21 protein-coding genes are annotated in these 19012 nt (G+C 67.9%); 2 read left to right on the top strand and 19 right to left on the bottom strand.

What is annotated here, in order from left to right; translation table 11 throughout:
* Position 1: 1 nt before the first annotated feature.
* From nuoL to K6K41_RS26005, 17 genes are all read right to left on the bottom strand, one after another.
* Positions 2 to 2113 (bottom strand): NADH-quinone oxidoreductase subunit L, encoded by a 2112-nt coding sequence (nuoL, locus tag K6K41_RS26085; RefSeq protein WP_261402951.1) that lies wholly within the window; start codon positions 2111 to 2113, stop codon positions 2 to 4.
* A gap of 209 nt (positions 2114 to 2322) precedes the next feature.
* Positions 2323 to 2631, bottom strand: coding sequence for an NADH-quinone oxidoreductase subunit NuoK (gene nuoK / locus K6K41_RS26080; protein ID WP_261402950.1), 309 nt, complete (start codon positions 2629 to 2631; stop codon positions 2323 to 2325).
* Positions 2631 to 3263, bottom strand: a complete 633-nt coding sequence (locus K6K41_RS26075; protein ID WP_261402949.1) for an NADH-quinone oxidoreductase subunit J — start codon at positions 3261 to 3263, stop codon at positions 2631 to 2633. Before K6K41_RS26075 ends, nuoK begins: the two co-directional genes overlap by 1 nt.
* 82 nt (positions 3264 to 3345) lie before the next feature.
* Complete coding sequence (gene nuoI / locus K6K41_RS26070) at positions 3346 to 3834, bottom strand: NADH-quinone oxidoreductase subunit NuoI (protein ID WP_261402948.1); 489 nt, start codon at positions 3832 to 3834, stop codon at positions 3346 to 3348.
* A gap of 51 nt (positions 3835 to 3885) precedes the next feature.
* Complete coding sequence (locus tag K6K41_RS26065) at positions 3886 to 4119, bottom strand: hypothetical protein (RefSeq protein ID WP_261402947.1); 234 nt, start codon at positions 4117 to 4119, stop codon at positions 3886 to 3888.
* Entirely contained in the window at positions 4116 to 5135 is a 1020-nt protein-coding gene (nuoH, locus tag K6K41_RS26060) for an NADH-quinone oxidoreductase subunit NuoH (protein ID WP_261402946.1), read from the bottom strand. The genes K6K41_RS26065 and nuoH overlap by 4 nt, the downstream gene beginning before the upstream one ends.
* Positions 5136 to 5141: 6 nt before the next feature.
* Positions 5142 to 7223 (bottom strand): NADH-quinone oxidoreductase subunit NuoG, encoded by a 2082-nt coding sequence (gene nuoG / locus K6K41_RS26055; RefSeq protein ID WP_261402945.1) that lies wholly within the window; start codon positions 7221 to 7223, stop codon positions 5142 to 5144.
* 12 nt (positions 7224 to 7235) lie between these two features.
* Positions 7236 to 7445 carry a hypothetical protein gene (locus tag K6K41_RS26050; RefSeq protein ID WP_261402944.1) on the bottom strand — a complete coding sequence of 70 codons (210 nt, stop codon included), beginning with the start codon at positions 7443 to 7445 and terminating at the stop codon, positions 7236 to 7238.
* Positions 7446 to 7450: 5 nt separating this feature from the next.
* Positions 7451 to 8752: an NADH-quinone oxidoreductase subunit NuoF gene (gene nuoF / locus K6K41_RS26045; RefSeq protein WP_261402943.1), complete on the bottom strand. Its 1302-nt coding sequence runs from the start codon at positions 8750 to 8752 to the stop codon at positions 7451 to 7453.
* The gene (nuoE, locus tag K6K41_RS26040) at positions 8752 to 9963 is read right to left on the bottom strand and encodes an NADH-quinone oxidoreductase subunit NuoE (RefSeq protein ID WP_261402942.1); all 1212 of its coding nucleotides are present in this window, start codon (positions 9961 to 9963) and stop codon (positions 8752 to 8754) included. Before nuoE ends, nuoF begins: the two co-directional genes overlap by 1 nt.
* A complete protein-coding gene (locus K6K41_RS26035) occupies positions 9963 to 10934 on the bottom strand; it encodes an FkbM family methyltransferase (RefSeq protein WP_261402941.1) in 972 nt (323 codons plus the stop codon). The genes nuoE and K6K41_RS26035 overlap by 1 nt, the downstream gene beginning before the upstream one ends.
* Positions 10931 to 12115, bottom strand: a complete 1185-nt coding sequence (locus K6K41_RS26030) for an NADH-quinone oxidoreductase subunit D (protein ID WP_261402940.1) — start codon at positions 12113 to 12115, stop codon at positions 10931 to 10933. The genes K6K41_RS26035 and K6K41_RS26030 overlap by 4 nt, the downstream gene beginning before the upstream one ends.
* A complete protein-coding gene (locus tag K6K41_RS26025) occupies positions 12108 to 12542 on the bottom strand; it encodes a GFA family protein (protein WP_261402939.1) in 435 nt (144 codons plus the stop codon). Before K6K41_RS26025 ends, K6K41_RS26030 begins: the two co-directional genes overlap by 8 nt.
* 36 nt (positions 12543 to 12578) lie before the next feature.
* Positions 12579 to 12965 (bottom strand): GFA family protein, encoded by a 387-nt coding sequence (locus K6K41_RS26020; RefSeq protein WP_261402938.1) that lies wholly within the window; start codon positions 12963 to 12965, stop codon positions 12579 to 12581.
* A gap of 5 nt (positions 12966 to 12970) precedes the next feature.
* On the bottom strand, positions 12971 to 13591 hold the full coding sequence (locus tag K6K41_RS26015; protein WP_261402937.1) for an NADH-quinone oxidoreductase subunit C: 621 nt from the start codon (positions 13589 to 13591) through the stop codon (positions 12971 to 12973).
* 10 nt (positions 13592 to 13601) lie between these two features.
* The gene (locus K6K41_RS26010; RefSeq protein ID WP_261402936.1) at positions 13602 to 14180 is read right to left on the bottom strand and encodes a NuoB/complex I 20 kDa subunit family protein; all 579 of its coding nucleotides are present in this window, start codon (positions 14178 to 14180) and stop codon (positions 13602 to 13604) included.
* On the bottom strand, positions 14171 to 14536 hold the full coding sequence (locus K6K41_RS26005) for an NADH-quinone oxidoreductase subunit A (RefSeq protein ID WP_261402935.1): 366 nt from the start codon (positions 14534 to 14536) through the stop codon (positions 14171 to 14173). The genes K6K41_RS26010 and K6K41_RS26005 overlap by 10 nt, the downstream gene beginning before the upstream one ends.
* 402 nt (positions 14537 to 14938) lie before the next feature.
* Here K6K41_RS26005 and K6K41_RS26000 point away from each other — a divergent pair, with 402 nt between their 5' ends.
* Together K6K41_RS26000 and K6K41_RS25995 are read left to right on the top strand one after the other, a co-directional pair.
* Complete coding sequence (locus K6K41_RS26000; protein ID WP_261402934.1) at positions 14939 to 16270, top strand: DUF1800 domain-containing protein; 1332 nt, start codon at positions 14939 to 14941, stop codon at positions 16268 to 16270.
* 8 nt (positions 16271 to 16278) lie between these two features.
* Positions 16279 to 17532 carry a DUF1501 domain-containing protein gene (locus K6K41_RS25995; protein WP_261402933.1) on the top strand — a complete coding sequence of 418 codons (1254 nt, stop codon included), beginning with the start codon at positions 16279 to 16281 and terminating at the stop codon, positions 17530 to 17532.
* Between the two features lie 25 nt (positions 17533 to 17557).
* Here K6K41_RS25995 and K6K41_RS25990 read toward each other — a convergent pair whose 3' ends face one another.
* The gene (locus tag K6K41_RS25990) at positions 17558 to 18451 is read right to left on the bottom strand and encodes a lipid kinase (RefSeq protein WP_261402932.1); all 894 of its coding nucleotides are present in this window, start codon (positions 18449 to 18451) and stop codon (positions 17558 to 17560) included.
* Between the two features lie 210 nt (positions 18452 to 18661).
* Positions 18662 to 19009, bottom strand: a complete 348-nt coding sequence (locus K6K41_RS25985) for a hypothetical protein (protein WP_261402931.1) — start codon at positions 19007 to 19009, stop codon at positions 18662 to 18664.
* Positions 19010 to 19012 lie beyond the last annotated feature (3 nt).

The raw sequence follows: 19012 nt of genomic DNA, 5'->3' as shown, positions 1-19012 counted from the left end.
ATCAATGCCCCCCGACCATGAACCAGGTGAACATCGCGGCGACGCCGATCAGCATCGCGAAGGCGTAATGGTAGAGGTACCCGGTCTGGAGCTTCACCACCTGGTTGGTGACGTCGATCACCCGCGCCGAGATGCCGTCAGGCCCCATGCCGTCGATGACCCGACCGTCGCCCTGCTTCCACAGGAAGCGGCCGATCCACTTGGCGGGGCGCGTGAAGATCAGGTCGTAGAGCTCGTCGAAGTACCACTTGTTGAGCAGGAACTGGTAGATCAGCTGCTGCTGCTTGGCGAGCCGCACCGGCAGGTCCGGGCGCTTGACGTAGAACAGCCACGAGACCGCGAAGCCGATCACCATCATCACGAACGGCGACCACACCACCCACTTCGGCACCTCGTGCATGTGGTGGATGATCTCGTTGTGCTCGCCCCGGAAGATCGCCTCGCCCCAGAACCGCTCCTCGGAATGGCCGATGAAGGAGCCCGAGAACACGACGCCCGCGAACAGCGCCCCGACGCTCAGGATCAGCAGCGGCAGGATCATGACCTTCGGGCTCTCGTGGACGTGGCTCATGGTCTCGAGCGAAGCCCTTGGCGCTCCGTGGAACGTCATGAAGATCAGGCGCCAGGAGTAGAACGAGGTCAGCAGAGCCGCGAGCACGGTCAGTGTGAAGGCGAACATCGCCGGCCCGCTGTGGGCCGCATAGGCCGCCTCGATCACCGCGTCCTTCGAATAGTAGCCGGCGGTGAACGGGAAGCCGGTGAGCGCGAGCGTGCCGATCACCATCATCCAGTAGGTGGTCGGGATGAGGCGGCGCAGGCCGCCCATCTTCCGCATGTCCTGCTCGTGATGCATCGCGTGGATGACCGAGCCGGAGCCCAGGAACAGCAGCGCCTTGAAGAAGGCGTGCGTGAACAGGTGGAACACCGCGATCCCGTAGCCGCCGACGCCGAGCGCGACGAACATGTAGCCGAGCTGCGAACAGGTCGAATAGGCGATGACGCGCTTGATGTCGTTCTGCACGAGACCGACGGTCGCGGCGAAGATGGCGGTCAGTCCGCCGACCACCGTCACCACCGCGAGCGCGTCCGGCGCGTGTTCGAACAGCGGCGACATGCGCGCCACGAGCACGATGCCGGCCGTCACCATGGTGGCGGCGTGGATGAGCGCGGAGACCGGCGTCGGGCCCTCCATCGCGTCCGGCAGCCAGGTGTGCAGGCCGAGCTGCGCTGACTTGCCCATCGCGCCCATGAAGAGCAACAGGCAGATCACCGTCATGGCGTGCCAGTCGTGGCCGAGGAAGTTGATGGTCTTGTCGGCTGCGCCGGGGGCCGCGGCGAAAATCGTCTCGAACTCGACTGAGCCGAACACCACGAAGGTCGCGAAGATGCCGAGCGCGAAGCCGAAGTCGCCGACGCGGTTGACCACGAAGGCCTTGATGGCGGCGGCGCAGGCCGAGGGCTTCTTGTACCAGAAGCCGATCAGCAGGTAGCTCGCGAGGCCCACGCCCTCCCAGCCGAAGAACAGCTGCACGAGGTTGTCGGACGTCACCAGCATCAGCATGGCGAAGGTGAAGAGCGAGAGATAGGCGAAGAACCGCGGCCGATGCGGATCCTCGTGCATGTAGCCGGTCGAATAGAGGTGCACGAGCGCCGAGACCGAATTCACGACGACGAGCATGACGGCTGTCAGCGTGTCGATGCGGAACGCCCAGTCGAGATGGAGCGAGCCGGCCGTGACCCAGCGCATCACCTCGATATGCGCAGCGGCGCCGCCCCAGGCGACGTCGATGAACGCGACCCAGGAGAGCAGCGCCGAGATCATCAGGAAGCTGGTGGTGACGATCTCCGCAGGACGCGAGCCCCAGGCGGCGGGCTCGACCGGGCCATGGTCGTGATGGTCGTCGTGGCCGTGATCGCCATGCGCATGATCGTCGTGGCCATGCGCGTCATGAGGCGAGTGCGAGTCGTGGCCGTCATGGCCGTGGCCGTGCGCCTCGTGGAACGCGTCGACGGGACCGACCGCGCCGGGATGGCGCTTGCGCGCCCCGATCAGAGCGATCGCGCCGGCGATGAGCGCGCCGAGCAGCGGGAGAAAGACGATGAGATGATACATCAGTTCGCTCCCGCTGCGTCGCTCGGAGCCGGACGACTTGGAGCAAAGGAGCTGCGTGCTTCGAGACGGCGGCCCGGAGCCGCCTCCTCAGCATGAGGACCCTTTGAGGATGCCAGGAAACCAACGGTCCTCATGCTGAGGAGGCGGCTCCGGGCCGCCGTCTCGAAGCACGCAGTCCGCCGATGCAAAGCGGTCGCCCCGATCACGGTTCAGCCCTTCATCCGGTTGATGTCCTCGACCGCGATGGTGCCGCGGTTCCGGAAGTAGACGACGAGGATCGCAAGGCCGATCGCGGCTTCCGCCGCCGCCACCGTCAGCACGAACAGCGCGAAGACCTGGCCCTTGAGGTCGCCGATATGGGTCGAGAACGCCACGAGGTTGATGTTCACGGCGAGCAGGATGAGCTCGACCGACATCAGGATGACGATGACGTTCTTCCGGTTCAGGAAGATGCCGAAGACGCCGATCGTGAACAGGATCGCGGCGACGACGAGGTAATGTTCGAGCCCGACGATCATCAGGAGGCTCCTCGCTCGCCAAGGCCCTGTCCCGGCTTGACCTTCACGACCTCGATCGCGGTCGCGGGGCCGCGCGCCACCTGGGTCGCGATGTCCTGGCGCTTCACGCCGGCGCGGCGCTCGCGCAGCGTCAGCACGATCGCGCCGACCATCGCGGTGAGGAGCACGAGGCCGGCCGCCTGGAACAGCAGGACGTGGTCGGTGTAGAGCACGCGGCCGAGCGCTTCGGCGTTGGTGACGTCGGTCGGGATCGGGGCTTTGGCCACGGTCTTCGCCATCGAGCCGGCCGCGCCCCAGGCGCCCAGCACGAAGACGAGCTCGCAGAGCATCACCAGCCCGACCAGCACGCCCACCGGCAGATACTGCAGGAAGCCGTCGCGCAGCTCCGCGAAGTCGACGTCGAGCATCATGGTCACGAACATGAACAGCACCGCGACCGCGCCGACATAGACCACGATCAGGATCATCGCGAGGAACTCCGCGCCCATCAGCATGAAGAGGCCGGCCGCGTTCACGAAGGCGAGGATCAGGAAGAGCACCGAATGCACGGGGTTCTTCGAGGAGATGACCATCAGCGCCGAGGCGACGGTCACGCTCGCGAACAGGTAGAAGAACAGCGATGGCAGGATCATGCGGCGGTCCTCCGGCCGGGGGCGCGGGGGGTGAGTACGGCGTGGGCGGGGAGTCGTAAAGCCTTCGAGGCGCTCATCCGGCTCACCGATACGGCGCGTCGAGCGCGATGCGGCGCGCGATCTCGCGCTCCCAGCGGTCGCCGTTCGCGAGCAGGCGCTCCTTGTCGTAGTAGAGCTCCTCGCGGGTCTCGGTCGCGAACTCGAAGTTCGGTCCTTCCACAATCGCGTCGACCGGGCAGGCCTCCTGGCAGAAGCCGCAATAGATGCACTTCACCATGTCGATGTCGTAGCGCGTGGTGCGCCGCGTGCCGTCGTTGCGGCGCGGGCCCGCCTCGATGGTGATGGCCTGCGCCGGGCAGATCGCCTCGCAGAGCTTGCAGGCGATGCAGCGCTCCTCGCCGTTCGGATAGCGACGCAGCACGTGCTCGCCACGGAAACGCGGCGAGATCGCGCCCTTCTCGAACGGATAGTTGATGGTCGCCTTGGGACGGAAGAAATAGCGCATCGACAGAAAGAACGCCGATACGAACTCCTTCAGGAACAGCGACTTGGCGGCCTGGTCGAGGCGCATGCCGAAAGACCTTCGTTTTGGGGGCGTCGGCGCCCGGCGACAAGCCGGGCCCTAGCCCCAGAGAACCTCAGCGGCGACGTAGCCCACGACGGCGACCTCCACGATCGTCGTCGCGATGACGACCGGACCGGCGAGCCGGCGGATCGTCGTGAATTTCCTGGCGTCCTCTTCGGACGCCCGCGCGATCTGCCCGTCGAGCCCGGCGTTGAGCGCCTTCGCCCCGACGACCCCGATCGCCAATCCGGCGAGCGCGCCGAAAACGGCGCCCCAGACGCCGGGCGTCACCCGACGCCCTGCCCCGCCCAGCCCGTGAACTGCAGAACCGCGGCCACGACCACCACCATCACCAGCGAGATCGGCAGGAACACCTTCCAGCCGAGCCGCATGAGCTGGTCGTAGCGGTAGCGGGGCACGAAGGCCTTCACCATGGCGAACATGAAGAAGACCAGGCACATCTTGGCCACGAACCAGATCACGCCCGGGATCCAGGTGAAGGGCGCGAACGGGATCGGGGAAAGCCAGCCGCCCATGAACAGGATCGTGGTCAGCGCGCACATGGTCATGATGGCCACGTACTCGCCGAGCATGAACAGCAGGTACGGCGTCGAGGCGTATTCGGTCATGAAGCCCGCGACGAGCTCCGACTCCGCTTCCGGAAGATCGAAGGGCGGGCGGTTGGTCTCGGCGAGCGCGGAGATGAAGAACACCACGAACATCGGGAACAGCGGCAGCCAGTACCAGCCGAAGATCCCGGCGGCGGTGTCCTGCGCGCGGACGATGTCGGAGAGGTTGAGCGATCCGACGACCAGCAGCACCGTGATGATCACGAAGCCGATCGAGACTTCGTAGGAGACCATCTGGGCCGCCGAGCGCAGCGCGCCGAGGAAGGGGTACTTCGAGTTCGACGCCCAGCCGCCCATGATGACGCCGTAGACGCCGAGCGAGGAGATCGCGAACACGTAAAGGATGCCGACATTGATGTCGGCGATCGCCCAGCCGTCCGCGATCGGGATCACGGCCCAGGCCGCGAGCGCCAGGAAGCAGGTGACGAGCGGGGCGAGCAGGAACACGCCCTTGTTCGCGCTCGAGGGAACCACAGGCTCCTTCAGAACGAACTTGAGCAGGTCCGCGAAGCTCTGGAACAGGCCGAAGGGACCGACGACGTTCGGGCCGCGACGCAGCTGCACCGCCGCCCAGACCTTGCGGTCGGCGAGCAGGATGTAGGCGATGAACACCAGAAGCGCGACGAGCAGCGCGATGCTCTGGATCAGGATCAGCAGGACGTTGAGGAAGATGTCCATGCGCCCTTACTCCGCCGCCTGCGCGACCGCGCCGCGCCGCAGCGCGCTCATCTCGGCCATGACGGCCGAGGCGCGGGCGATCGGGTTGGTCAGATAGAAATCCTGGACGGCGTTCACGAAGGCCTCGCCCGAGAACGAGCCGCCGAGGCCTGCAAGCGCGTCGAGGTCGGCGGCGGAACCTGCCGCGATCTGGTCGAGCGCGGCAAGATGCGGAGCCTTGGCAAACATCGCGGCGCGAAGCTGCGGCAGCGAGTCATAAGGCAGCTTGTGTCCGAGCCGCTCGGAGAGCGCCCGCAGGATCGCCCAGTCCTCCCGCGCCTCGCCGGGCGGGAAGGCGGCGCGATTGGCCATCTGCGGGCGGCCTTCGGTGTTGACGTAGACGCCCGACTTCTCGGTGTAGGCCGCGCCCGGCAGGATGACGTCGGCGCGGTGCGCGCCGCGGTCGCCATGGCTGCCGACATAGACCGCGAAGGCGCCCGGCGCGACGTCGATCTCGTCGGCGCCCAGCAGGAACACGAGGTCGAGCGCGCCGGCGGCGGCCATCTCGGCCGCGGTCTTGCCGCCCTCGCCCGGAACGACGCCGAGGTCGAGCGCGGCGACGCGCGAGGCGGCGGAGTGGAGCACCGAGAGACCGTTCCAGCCGTCCGCGCCCTCGCCGCTCCCTTTGGCGAGCTTCGCCGCGGCGGACAGGATCGCGAGCCCGTCGGCCCGCGCAAGCGCGCCGGCGCCGACGATGACCAGCGGCCGCTTCGCCTCGGACAGGACCTTGGCGAAGGAGTGCTTGCCCTCGACGAGCTCCGTCAGGCTGTCGGTCCCGGCGCCGACGTGATCGACGCCGTAGGTGAGGTCGGCGCGCTCGCCCACGAGCGCGATCTTCACGCCGCCATGGCGCCAGCGCTTGCGGATGCGGGCGTTGAGCACCGGGGCCTCGAGGCGCGGATTGGTCCCGATCAGCAGGATCGCATCCGCCTCCTCGACGCCCGCGATGGCGGCGTTGAAGAGATAGGAGGCGCGCCCGTTCGAGGGATGCGAGACCGAGCCGTCCTGGCGCGCGTCGAGATTGGCGACGCCGAGCCGACCCATCAGATCCTTCAGCGCGAAGAGCTCTTCGGCCGTCGAAAGATCGCCCGCGATCGCGCCGACGCGCTCGGGCGAGGTCGCCTTGGCCTTGGCGGCGATCGCCTCGAAGGCCTCAGCCCAGGTCGCAGGGCGAAGGCGACCGCCCTCGCGCACGTAAGGCCGGTCGAGCCGCTGCGTCTTGAGGCCGTCCCAAATGAAGCGGGTCTTGTCGGAGATCCACTCCTCGTTCACGTCCTCGTTCATGCGCGGCAGGATGCGCATGACCTCGCGGCCGCGGGCGTCGACGCGGATCGCGGAGCCCAGCGCATCCATGACGTCGACGGACTCGGTCTTCGACAGCTCCCAGGAGCGCGCCTTGAATTCGTAGGGACGCGAGGTGAGCGCGCCGACCGGGCAGAGGTCGATGACGTTGCCCTGGAGCTCCGACGTCATCGCGTGCTCGAGATAGGTCGTGATCTCCATGTCCTCGCCGCGGCCGATCGCGCCCATCTCGGACACGCCGGCGACTTCGGCGACGAAGCGCACGCAGCGGGTGCAGTGGATGCACCGGGTCATGATCGTCTTGACCAGCGGGCCGATGTACTTGTCCTCGACCGCCCGCTTGTTCTCGGCGAAGCGCGAGCCCGAGACGCCATAGGCCATCGCCTGGTCCTGCAGGTCGCATTCGCCGCCTTGGTCGCAGATCGGGCAGTCGAGCGGGTGGTTGATGAGGAGGAACTCCATCACCCCCTCGCGCGCCTTCTTCACCATCGGCGACTTGGTGAAGACGACCGGCGGCTGGCCTTCCGGCCCCGGCCGGAGGTCGCGCACGCCCATGGCGCAGGACGCGACGGGCTTGGGCGGCCCACCCTTCACCTCGACGAGGCACATGCGGCAGTTGCCCGCGATCGACAGCCGCTCGTGGTAGCAGAAGCGCGGAATCTCGGCGCCCGCGGCCTCGCAGGCCTGCAGGATCGTGTACTCGGCCGGGACGTCGACCTCGGCGCCGTCGACGATGATCTTGGTCATGGTCGGCTCCGGTCAGTGCGTCGCATCGGAAAGCTCAAGCCGCCGCTCAACGCGGTCGACACGAGCCTCAATTCGGTCCAGCCGGCGGTTCACGCCCGCCAGCCCTTCGTCGACATTGATCATTCTCACCTTCATGTCCTTCACGTCGTCGGACAGACGGTCGATCTTCTCATCCATCTTGCGGAGCAAGATGAGAACCATGTTGTCGGGCTCGTCGGCCATCTCGATCACTCCGCCGCCACGAGGTGGTCGGCCGGCGTCGAGCGCGCCGTGTAGTCGTCGATGCGCTGCTCGATCACATGGCGGTAATGCCGGATCAGGCCCTGCACCGGCCACGCCGCGGCGTCGCCGAGCGCGCAGATCGTATGGCCTTCGACCTGGGTCGTGACCTCGAGCAGCATGTCGATCTCGCGCTTTTCCGCGCGGCCCTCCGCCATGCGGCTCACGACGCGCCACATCCAGCCCGTGCCCTCGCGGCACGGCGTGCACTGGCCGCAGCTCTCGTGCTTGTAGAAGTACGACAGGCGGGCGATCGCGCGAATGACGTCGGTCGACTTGTCCATCACGATCACGGCCGCGGTGCCGAGGCCGGACTTGAGATTCCGGAGCGTGTCGAAATCCATCGACAGGTCCTGGCACTGGTGCTCGGGCAGCAGCGGCACGGACGAGCCGCCCGGAATGACCGCCATCAGGTTGTCCCAGCCGCCGCGCACGCCGCCGCAATGCTTCTCGACGAGCTCGCGGAACGTGATCCCCATCTCCTCCTCGACGTTGCACGGCCGGTTCACGTGGCCCGAGATCGAGAACAGCTTGGTGCCGGTGTTGTTGGGCTTGCCGAGACCGGCGAACCACCCGCCGCCGCGGCGCAGGATCGTGCCCGCGACCGCGATCGACTCGACGTTGTTGACCGTCGTCGGGCAGCCGTAGAGGCCCATGTTCGCCGGGAACGGGGGCTTGAGGCGCGGCATGCCCTTCTTGCCCTCGAGGCTCTCGAGCAGCGCGGTCTCCTCACCGCAGATATACGCGCCCGCGCCGTGATGGACGTAGATGTCGAACGGATAGCCGTGGACGTTGTTCTTGCCCACGAGGTTCGCCGCATAGGCCTCGTCGACGGCGCGCTGCAGCGCCTCCTTCTCGCGGACGTATTCGCCGCGCAGATAGACGTAGCAGGCGTTGGCGTGCATCGCGAAGGACGCGATCATGCAGCCTTCGATCAGGAGATGCGGGTCGTTCCGCATGATCTCCCGGTCCTTGCAGGTGCCCGGCTCGGACTCGTCGGCGTTGACCACGAGATAGTGCGGCCGGCCCTCCTGGGGCTTGGGCATGAACGACCACTTGAGGCCCGTCGGGAAGCCCGCGCCGCCGCGGCCGCGCAAGCCCGAGGCCTTCATCTCGGTGATGATCCAGTCCTTGCCCTGTTCGAGCAGGAACTTGGTGCCGTCCCACGCGCCGCGCTTGAGCGACGACTGCAGGTCGGCGCCGTGGCGGCCGTTGAGGTTGGTGAAGATCCGGTCGCGATCGTGAAGCATCACACGGTCTCCCCGCGGTCGCGTCGGGCGGCGTCTTCGGCGTCCTGCTCGGAGCCGCCCTCGGCCAGCACCTTGCCCTGGACGATCCAGCGCTCGCGCACCGCGCGGCCCTTGAAGCTGCCGAGGTTCTGGTCGACCCAGCGAAGGTTGTCGTCGGTCCAGGCGGCGATCTGGTCGAAGTGGAACACGCCCATGGAATGGAGCATCGCCTCGAGCTTCGGCCCGACGCCCCAGATCATCTTGAGGTCGTCGCCCTTGCCCTCGCGCGGGGCGGTCAGAAGCTCGGGCTTGGCCTCGTCGGAGACGGGCTCCGGCTCGGCGACGGCGCCGGGCGCGGGCTGGCCCGCAAAACCCGCAACCTTCGGGGCGTCGTCGGACTTGCCGCTGACGGTCGGCGCGCTGAACGGCGCCTTGGGCTCGCCGGCGCCGGTGGCCGCGACGGCCTCGACCTTCGCCTTGCCGGCCTCGGCGTCGCCCTTGTCGGCCGCGGCCTTCGCCTCCGGACGGCTCTGGTCCGCGGGCTTTCCGCCAGCGTCGGCCAAAGTGGCGTCGCCGGCGGCCGCCTGCTGCTCGAACCGCTGGCGCCAGGCGCCGACCATCGAGCCGTCATAGAGCGTCTCGTCCGACAGCGAGGTGTCGCCGCCCTCGGGCGCCGAGCACGACCGGCCGGTCTGCGACCCGGTCTTCACCGGCCGCCCTGCCCGCAGATCCTCGAGCAGCGTCTCGAAGTTCTCGGGCGTCAGATCCTCGTAATAGTCGTAGTTGATCTGCACCATCGGCGCGTTGGAGCAGGCGCCCAGGCACTCGACCTCGAGCCAGGAGAGCTTGCCGTCCTCGCTGACATGCCGCTCGTCGCCGATCACCTTGCGGCAAACGTCCTTCAGCGCGTTCGCGCCGCGCAGCATGCACGGGGTGGTGCCGCAGAGCTGCACGAAGTGCTCGCCGACGGGCGAGAGGTTGAACATCGTGTAGAAGGTCGCGACCTCCATCACGCGGATCACCGGCATTCCGAGCATCTCGGCGATGCGCCGGATCGCGGGCTCGGGCAGCCAGCCGTGATGCTGCTCCTGCGCCTTCCACAGAAGCGGGATCACGGCCGAGGCCTGCCGGCCCTCCGGATATTTGGCGATCTGCTGTTCGGCCCACTGCAGGTTGTCCTGCGTGAAGGCGAAGTCGGCCGGCTGTTCGGCGGCGAGACGACGGACGGACATCAGGTGTTTCTCTTCGACAAATCGCTCGGCTTCACCGCCGCGAGCCGTTCGGCCCAGAACGCGCTCTTGGTCGCGAAGACGTTGTAGCCCCAGCGCGGATTGGTCTTGTACGCGTCGAGCTGGCGGACGAGGTCCGTCAGCTCCACGAACCGGCCGGCGTCGTGGAAGAACAGGCGGAAGCCGTCATCCGCCAGGAAGCGCGACACGGCGTGGCCCGGATCGTTGCCGTGCTCCTCGCCGATCACGACCGCGTCCTTCGACAAGAGCTTCCGGCCGCCCCGGATCGCCGCCTGCTCCATGCCCTCGACGTCGAGCTTCAGCACGATGTGGCTGGCGTTGGCGACGGTCGGGCGGTCGAGCAGGTCGTCGAGCGCGAGCGTGGTCACGGTCTCGACAACCGGCCCGTCATTTGCGCCGTCGATCGAGAAGGATTCGTGCTTGGCCCCGCGCAGCGCCACGCTCTCGCCGCCGCGCTCGCCGATCGCGGCGTGGATCACCTCAAACCGGCCGCCGTTCAGGCTGGCGTTCGCCGACAGCAGCGCGGCGTTCGTCGACGCCGCCTCGATGGCGATCGCCCGATGCGCGCCGAACGCGCGGCTCGTGACCTGGCATGACCAGTAGCCGAAGTTCGCGCCGCAATCGACGAACACGAAATCGACGTCGGCCACGGCGACCAGAAGCGCCGCCAATTCGGGCTCGTAGCGGTAGTTCTTGAGAATGAGCGGCGTCCAGTAGCCGTCCGCGAAGGGGAAGCGGAACTGGGTGTCGTCCGACAGCCGCAACGCCACGGCGCGATCCGTCGCGAAGGGGCGGATCAGCTTGCAGACATGCGAAAAGCCGATGTCCTCGAACGGCGCGAGCGCGCCCGCCGCAGCCTTCAGCGTGGCGAGCACGACCGCCTCGCGGCCGGACGCGCCCTGGACCGCGCCGGTGCGCTTGTCGATCAGGATGTCGCCCGCCGGCGCCGTCACCGATCCACCTCGCCGAACACGATGTCGAGCGAGCCGAGAATGGCCGAGACGTCCGCCAGCATGGTGCCGCGGCACAGATGGTCCATCGCCTGCAGATGCGCGAAGCCGGGCGCGCGGATCTTGCAGCGGTACGGCTTGTTGGTGCCGTCGGAGACCAGATAGACGCCGAACTCGCCCTTCGGGGCCTCGACCGCGGCGTAGACCTCGCCCTCGGGCACCCGATAGCCCTCGGTGTAGAGCTTGAAGTGGTGGATCAGCCCTTCCATCGAGCGCTTCATCTCGGCGCGCTTGGGCGGTGCGACCTTGCCGTCCAGCGTCGAGATGCGGCCCTTTTCGGTTTTGAGCCGCGCGCAGCACTGCTGCATGATGTGGGTCGCCTGGCGCATCTCCTCCATGCGGATGAGATAGCGGTCGTAGCAGTCGCCGTTCTTGCCCACCGGCACGTCGAAATCGAGGTCGGCGTAGCACTCGTAGGGCTGGCTTTTGCGCAAATCCCAGGCCGCGCCGGAGCCGCGCACCATCACGCCCGAGAAGCCCCAGGCGAAGGCCTCGTCGAGCGGCACCACGCCGATGTCGACGTTGCGCTGCTTGAAGATGCGGTTCTCGGTCAGCAGCGCGTCGATGTCGGCGAGCGCCTTGTAGAAAATCCGTGCACCAGCGGTCGATGTCTTCGACGAGCTCCGGCGGCAGATCCTGGTGCACGCCGCCCGGCCGGAAATAGGCCGCGTGCATGCGCGAGCCGAGGCGCGCTCATAGAACACCATGAGCTTCTCGCGCTCCTCGAAGCCCCAGAGCGGCGGCGTCAGCGCGCCGACGTCCATCGCCTGCGTGGTGACGTTGAGGAGGTGGGAGAGGATGCGGCCGATCTCGCTGTAGAGCACGCGGATGAGCTGCGCGCGGATCGGAATCTCGACGCCGAGCAGACGCTCGGTGGCCATGCAGAAGGCGTGCTCCTGGTTCATCGGCGCGACGTAGTCGAGCCGGTCGAAATAGGGCATCGCCTGCAGGTAGGTCTTGGTCTCGATCAGCTTCTCGGTGCCGCGATGCAGCAGCCCGATATGCGGATCGACGCGCTCCACCACCTCGCCGTCGAGCTCCAGCACGAGGCGCAGCACGCCGTGCGCCGCCGGATGCTGGGGCCCGAAGTTGATGGTGAAGTTGCGGATGTCGGCTTCAGCCACCGGCCTGCTCCTGGCCCGCCTCGACCATGGCCACGAACTCTGCGCCGGTCATGGTCCGGGTGGAGTTGGCGAAGTCGTAGAGCGAGGGCTTCTCGTCGATGAAAATCTGGTTCGCGAAGGCGAGCCCCGACATGTCGTCGAGCGCCGACACCGCGACATGGGCGCTCGAGCCGTCCTGCATGCGCCAGAACAGGCTCGACCCGCAGGTCTTGCAGAACACGCGCTCGCCGTAGTCGGACGACCGGTAGGCGCCGATCGAGCTATCGTCCTCGATCGAAACGTCCTCGGCGTGGGCCGCCATGAACACGCCGCCGCTCCAGCGCCGGCACATGCCGCAATGGCAGACGTCGACGTCCCGGCTCACCTTCGCGGCGAACCGCGCCGCGCCGCACAGGCACCGGCCGGATTTCTGGGCGAGCTCAGCCATGCGCCGCCCCCTTCGCCGCGCGCCATTCGGCGCCGGTCATCCGGCGGCCGACATGGGCGAAGGCGTAGTTCGGGGTTTCTTATCGACATAGATCTCGGTCGCGAAGTCGAACCGGCCGGGGTCCTCGACGAGCTGCGCGGAGACGTCGGCCGACGAGCCGTCGAGCGCCCGCCAGAACAGCGTCGAGCCGCAGGTGCGGCAGAAGCCGCGCTCCGCCTCGCGCGAGGACACATAGACGCCGACCGTCGCCTCGTCGTCGAAGGCGAGGCTGTCGGCGCGGACCGAGACGCTCAGGAACGGCCCGCTGGTCCAGCGGCGGCAGATCTCACAATGGCAGGCGCTCATCGTCCCGTCGGCGAGCGTCGCGCGGAACGTCGCCGTTCCGCACAAACACCTGCCGTCGATGCGCTCGCCCGCCGCCATCGCCATCAGCTTGGCTGCTTGGCCTTCTCGTCGCCGGGCAGGACGTAGTCGACGCCTTCCCACGGCGAGAGAAAATCGAAGTTGCGGAATTCCTGGTTGAGCCGGACCGGCTCGTAGACCACGCGCTTGGCCTCGTCGTCCCAGCGGACTTCGACGAAGCCCGTGGTCGGAAAATCCTTGCGCAGCGGATAGCCGTCGAAGCCGTAGTCGGTCAGCAGGCGCCGCAGGTCCGGATGGCCCGAGAACAGCACGCCGTAGAGGTCATAGGCCTCGCGCTCGAACCACAGCGCGCCGGGGAACACGCCGAACGCCGAAGGCACCGGCTCGACGTCGTCGGCCTCGAGCTTCACGCGGATCCGGACGTTCTTGTAGGGGCTGAGCAGGTGGTAGACGACGTCGAAGCGCCTTTCGCGCGCCGGCCAGTCGACGCCGCAGACGTCGATGAAATTGACGAAGCGGCAGTCCGGGTCGTCGCGCAGGAAGGTCAGCACGTCGATGACGTCGGCGGCCTCGCAGGTCAGCGTCAGCTCGCCGAACGCGATCTTGGCGGCGCCGAGCTTGTCGCCAAGGCCGCCGGCGATATGCGCCGACAGCGCCTCGAGAACGTCGTGGGGGCTTACGCTCATCGCTCTCCCCTCACCGCTCGATCGTGCCGATGCGGCGGATCTTCTTCTGGAGAAGCAGCACGCCGTAAAGCAGCGCTTCCGCCGTCGGAGGACATCCGGGCACGTAGACGTCGATCGGAACGACGCGGTCGCAGCCGCGCACCACCGCGTAGGAGTAGTGGTAGTAGCCGCCGCCGTTGGCGCAAGAGCCCATCGAGATGACGTAGCGCGGCTCCGGCATCTGGTCGTAGACCTTGCGCAGCGCCGGGGCCATCTTGTTGGTCAGCGTGCCGGCGACGATCATCACGTCGGACTGGCGCGGGCTCGCGCGCGGCGCGAAGCCGAAGCGCTCGACGTCGTAGCGCGGCATCGAGACCTGCATCATCTCGACGGCGCAGCACGCCAGACCGAACGTCATCCACATCAGCGAGCCGGTGCGGGCCCAGTTGACGAGATCCTCGGTCGAGGTGACGAGGAAGCCCTTGTCCGACAGCTCGGCGTTCATCTCGCCGAAGAAGCGGTCGTCATGACCGATAGGGCGGCCCGAGGCGTCGACGAGGCCCTTTGGAGCCGGCGCGACAAGCGTCTCGCGGGATTCGCTCAGTCCCATTCCAGAGCTCCCTTGCGCCACTCATAGACGAAGCCGATCGTCAGCACGCCAAGGAACGCCATCATCGACCAGAAGCCGTAGATCCCGACTTCCTTGAAGGCGACCGCCCAGGGGAACAGGAACGCGACCTCGAGGTCGAAGATGATGAAGAGGATGGCGACGAGGTAGAAGCGCACGTCGAACTTCATGCGCGCGTCGTCGAAGGCGTTGAAACCGCACTCATAGGCCGACAGCTTCTCGGGATCCGGATTCTGGTACGCCACGAGGAACGGCGCGGCCAGCAGCGCGACGCCGATCAGGAGCGCGACTCCGAGAAAGATCACCAGTGGAAGGTAGTCGGCGAGGAGATCGGTCATCGGCGTCCTGCCCTCGTGGAGCTGCGCCGGCGGCGGAAAAAGGACGCCGCGCGGCCGTTCCGATTGCGGTCGATCGGGGCTTGCGCGAGGCGCTTCTCCCGGTCGCGGCGAGGCTTAGACCGGTGCGACTTAAGGCGCAAGCCGCGCCGGGGTCGAAGCGTAACAATTCCAATGCGGAAATTGCGACGCCGCTTTCCGCGACGCGCCGCCGCACGCCTGCTTACGTGAACGACGCGGCGACGGATCGATTATCGGGCGCGATCGATCGGGAGTCACGTTCCATCTGGCATGCCAAATGCCAACTCAACCATTAAGACTAACGACACCGGCGTCCTGCATCCTTACGGCGTCCGGGCGTGCGCGCGCTCGGGATTCCGAAGCGGACGACCCGAAGCGACAGAAATGGCTCCCAGCAAACTTCAGGCGCAGCAGGCCACGCTTGCGTTTCAGCGCTTCGGCCTTGGCGCCCGGCGGGGCGGCCTCGCCCGCATCGCGAACGATCCCGCCGCCGCGCTGGTGGCGGAACTCGATTCGCCCGACGTCGCGCTGATCAAGGACGCCTCGCTGCCGACCTATGCGCAGGCCTGCCTCGAAGGCGCCTCGCCGACGCCGCGCCCCGAAAACGTGCGCCTGCGGGAGTACAAGGCGCGCATCGCCAAGCACCTCCAGCCCGAAATCGGCTTCGTGGAGCGGCTGACGATCTTCTGGGCGAACCATTTCGCCATGTCGTTCCGCAAGGCGCCGCTCCTGCGCGGGACCATTGGGCAGTTCGAGCGCGACGTCATCCGCCGCAACGCGCTCGGCTCGTTCCCGCAGATGCTGCACGACGCGATGCGTCACCCGGCGATGATCCGCTACCTCGACAACGACGAATCGATCGGCGAGGAGTCGACGCTCGGATTGAAGCGGCGCGTCAGCTACACCGAGAACCTCGCGCGCGAGCTCATGGAGCTCCACACCGTCGGCTCGGGCAATTTCACCGAGGACGACGTCAAGGCGCTCGCCAAGATGCTCACCGGATGGTCGATCGTGCGCGCGAGCGAGGCGACGCCCGCCAGCGCCGGCCAGTTCATGTTCCGACCCGACTGGCACCAGCCCGGCCCGCAGCGCTTCTTCGGCGAGACCATTCCCGAAGGCGGCATGGAGCAGGCTGACCGCGCCTTCGCGATTCTGGCCGCCCACCCCGCGACCGCGCGCCGCGTCGCGACGAAGCTCGCGCGTCACTTCGTGGCCGACCAGCCGACCGAGGAGATGATCGCCCCGATCGCCCAGGCCTTCATCGACAGCGGCGGCGACCTCAAGCGCACGGCCGAGGCGCTGCTCACGCTCGACGCCGCATGGTCGGTGCCGATGGCCAAGATCCGAACGCCCTACGAGATGCTCGTCGCGCAGTTCCGCGCGCTCGGCAGCGCTCTGCTCGACGAAGAATCGGGAGTGATGGACCGGATCCTGACGACGCTGAACCAGCCGACCTGGGACACGCCCTCGCCGGAAGGCTTCGCGGACGAGACGCCGAACTGGCTGTCGCCCAACGCGATGGCGTTCCGCCTCGACGCGGTCCAGCAGATCGCCAAGGTCATCGGCCGGCGCGTCTTCGTCAATCCGGCGACGCTCTCTCGCGACCTTTTCGGCGCGGCGCTCTCGACCCAAACCCGCGAGCGCGTGGCCGCAGGCGGGTCGCAGCTCGCCGGCCTCACCATCCTGTTCGCGTCGCCGGAATTCCAGCGGAGATGAGCGCCCACATGTCCGATAATCTCAGGCGCGATCTCGCCACAGGCTGCGAGGAATCCCGGCTGCTGCTCAGCCGCCGCTCGATGCTCGGCGTCACCGCCGGCCTGTTCTCCTGGGCCTGCGCGCCGAAGCTCGCCTCCGCCGCGACGCTCGACCCGCGCCTGCTCGTCGTCGTGCTGCGCGGCGGCATGGACGGGCTCGCGGCCGTCCCGCCCTATGGCGAGGGCAGCGTCTATGTGGAAGGCCGCGGCGAGCTCTACATCCGGCCCGACGCGCTGATCCGGCTCGCCGACAAGAAGCACACGAACTTCTTCGGCCTGCACCCGGCGCTGCGCAGCTTCGGGCAAATGTACGCCGCCGGCGACGCGTCGATCGTGCACGCGACCTCGACGCCGCTCTGGACGCGTTCGCATTTCGACTGCCAGGACAATCTCGAAAACGGCATGCCGCCGGCCGTCGTCGCCAATCCGACCGGCTGGCTGAACCGCCTGCTCCGGGCCCTGCCCTCCGGCGAGCCGGTGCGCCAGCGCGGCGCGATCGAGATCGGCTCCGCGCCGCTCATCCTTCGCGGCTCCGAGCCGGTGCTCGGCTGGTCGGCCAGCACGCTCGAGCACGTCGCCGACCCGACGCTCTACCTGATCCGCACGCTCTACAAGAGCCGCGACAAGGTGTTCTCCGACAATCTCGAGCGCGGCCTCGAGGCCCAGCGCTTCGCCGAAGGCCTCGGCGCGACGCCCGACGACGTCACCGACCTTCAGATGGGCTTTCTGGGCGCCGGCCGGTTGCTCGCCTCCCCGGTCGGGCCGCGGATCGCGACGCTCTCGGTCAACGGCTGGGACACCCACACCGATCAGGGCGCGGTCGACGGCGAGCTCGCCGACCGCCTCGCCGAGCTCGACGACGGCCTCTCGCTGTTCCGCACGAGCGTCGGCGACGCCTGGAGCCAGACCGTGGTGATGATCGTCACGGAATTCGGCCGCATGGTCGCCAACAACGGCAACCACGGCTCCGACCACGGCGTCGGCACCGTGGCGCTGCTCGCGGGCGGCGCGGTGAAGGGCGGGCGCATCTTCTCCAAGTGGCCCGGCCTCGCGCCGACCCAGCTGCTCGACAAGCGCGACCTGAAAGCCACCATCGATCTGCGCTCGGTGTTCAAGGGCGTGCTGCGCGAGCACCTCGACGTGCCGGACTCGATCGTCAACGCCACCGTGTTCCCCGACAGCGGGTCGGCCAAGCCCCTGAAGGGCCTGATCAAGGGCGCGTGACGCCCCCTCGCCTGCCCGTCACGGCTCAGGCCCTGTAGTCTTCGCCGCCGCGCGGCACGAAGACCTCGAGCGCCTGCGGCAGGATCGCGAACCGCGCCGGCGTCTCGGTGACGATCTCGCCGTCGGCGTTGACGGGCCGCGGGCGGCGGGTGCGGACCTCGAAGGCCGCGCCGCGCATGTTGCGGATCTCCTTCAGCGCCCGGTGCTGGCCGAACCGCATGGCCTTGAGCATCAGCACCAGCTTCCAGGCGCGGGCGAATTCGAGGCTGTAGAGGTCGAGCAGCCCGTCGTCGACGACCGCGGCCTCGTCCACCTGGTTGCCGCCGCCGTAGAACTTGCCGTTGCCGACCGCGATCTGCAGCGTGAGCGCCCTCACCTTCCTGTCGCCGGCGACGATCCGCGCGCGGAAGGGCTTGGCCTTCGAAAGCGTTTTGGCCGCAGCGATGGCGTAGCCGAGCTTGCCGAAGCGCTTCTTGAGGTCGCCCGAGAGCTCGCCCGCCAGCGCGACGCTGAGCCCGAGGCTCGCGACGTTCAGAAACGGCTGGTCGTTGACGAGGCCGACGTCGACGCGCCGGCTCGCGCCGTCGGCCACCACCGCGATCGCCTCTTCGAGGGCGACCGGCAGGCCGAGCGTGCGGGCGAAGTCGTTCGCGGTGCCGACCGGCAGCACGCCGAGAGGAAGCCCGGTCTCGAGAGCGCCGCGGAGCGTCGCATTGAGGGTTCCGTCGCCGCCCGCCGCGACGATCATGTCGGCGCCGTCGCGATTCTCGACGATCAGCCTCGACACGTCCTCGCGCGAGGACGCGTCGAGGCGCAGCGGATCGATCCCGCGGTCGCGCAGGCCCGACACGACGGTCCCCAGCGCCTCGGCGCCGCTTCGGCTGTTGCTGTTGACGATGAGGAGGGCGCGCCGGGTCATGTCGGTCTGACGGTCGCCCGGCTGGCGGCCCGTTCGAGGCTCTGTCCAGCCTGCAAACGGAAGAAGATGGCGGGAGTGACGGGACTCGAACCCGCGGCCTCCGGCGTGACAGGCCGGTAGATTCGAGTGTCACTTCAAGGTTCTTTCAAAGCATAGCCCGGGCGATAGGGCTACTAAAATGCTGAAAAGTTTGAACCCGAGAACCCCGGTTTAGCCCCTCTCGCGCCGCCTGATCTCCGCCGGCGTCGGCGTCGGGTCGTCGTCCGGCAGCCCGCCGTCGATCACCCGCAAGCCGCCCATGCCGGGCGGGAGATCGGGCGGCGTCCTTTCGCGCAGGTCCACGAAATGCGCGTGGCATGTCGGGACATACTGGCTGCGCGACCGCTCGTGCGGTTCGCGGCGATAGGGACAGCTCTTGGAGAGCTCGGCGAGCACGTCCTCGAGATCCGCGTTCGGGCCGCAGCGCACGGCGAGCCGCGCCAAGCGATAGACGCCCTCGCGGTGACAGAGATTGCAGCCCACGCGGACCACGACATACGGGAACTGGACGAGCCGCACGGC

It is taken from the genome of Chenggangzhangella methanolivorans (genome assembly GCF_019797865.1).
GTDB classification, from domain to species: domain Bacteria; phylum Pseudomonadota; class Alphaproteobacteria; order Rhizobiales; family Methylopilaceae; genus Methylopila; species Methylopila methanolivorans.
This window is presented reverse-complemented; position numbering and strand designations above follow the sequence as displayed.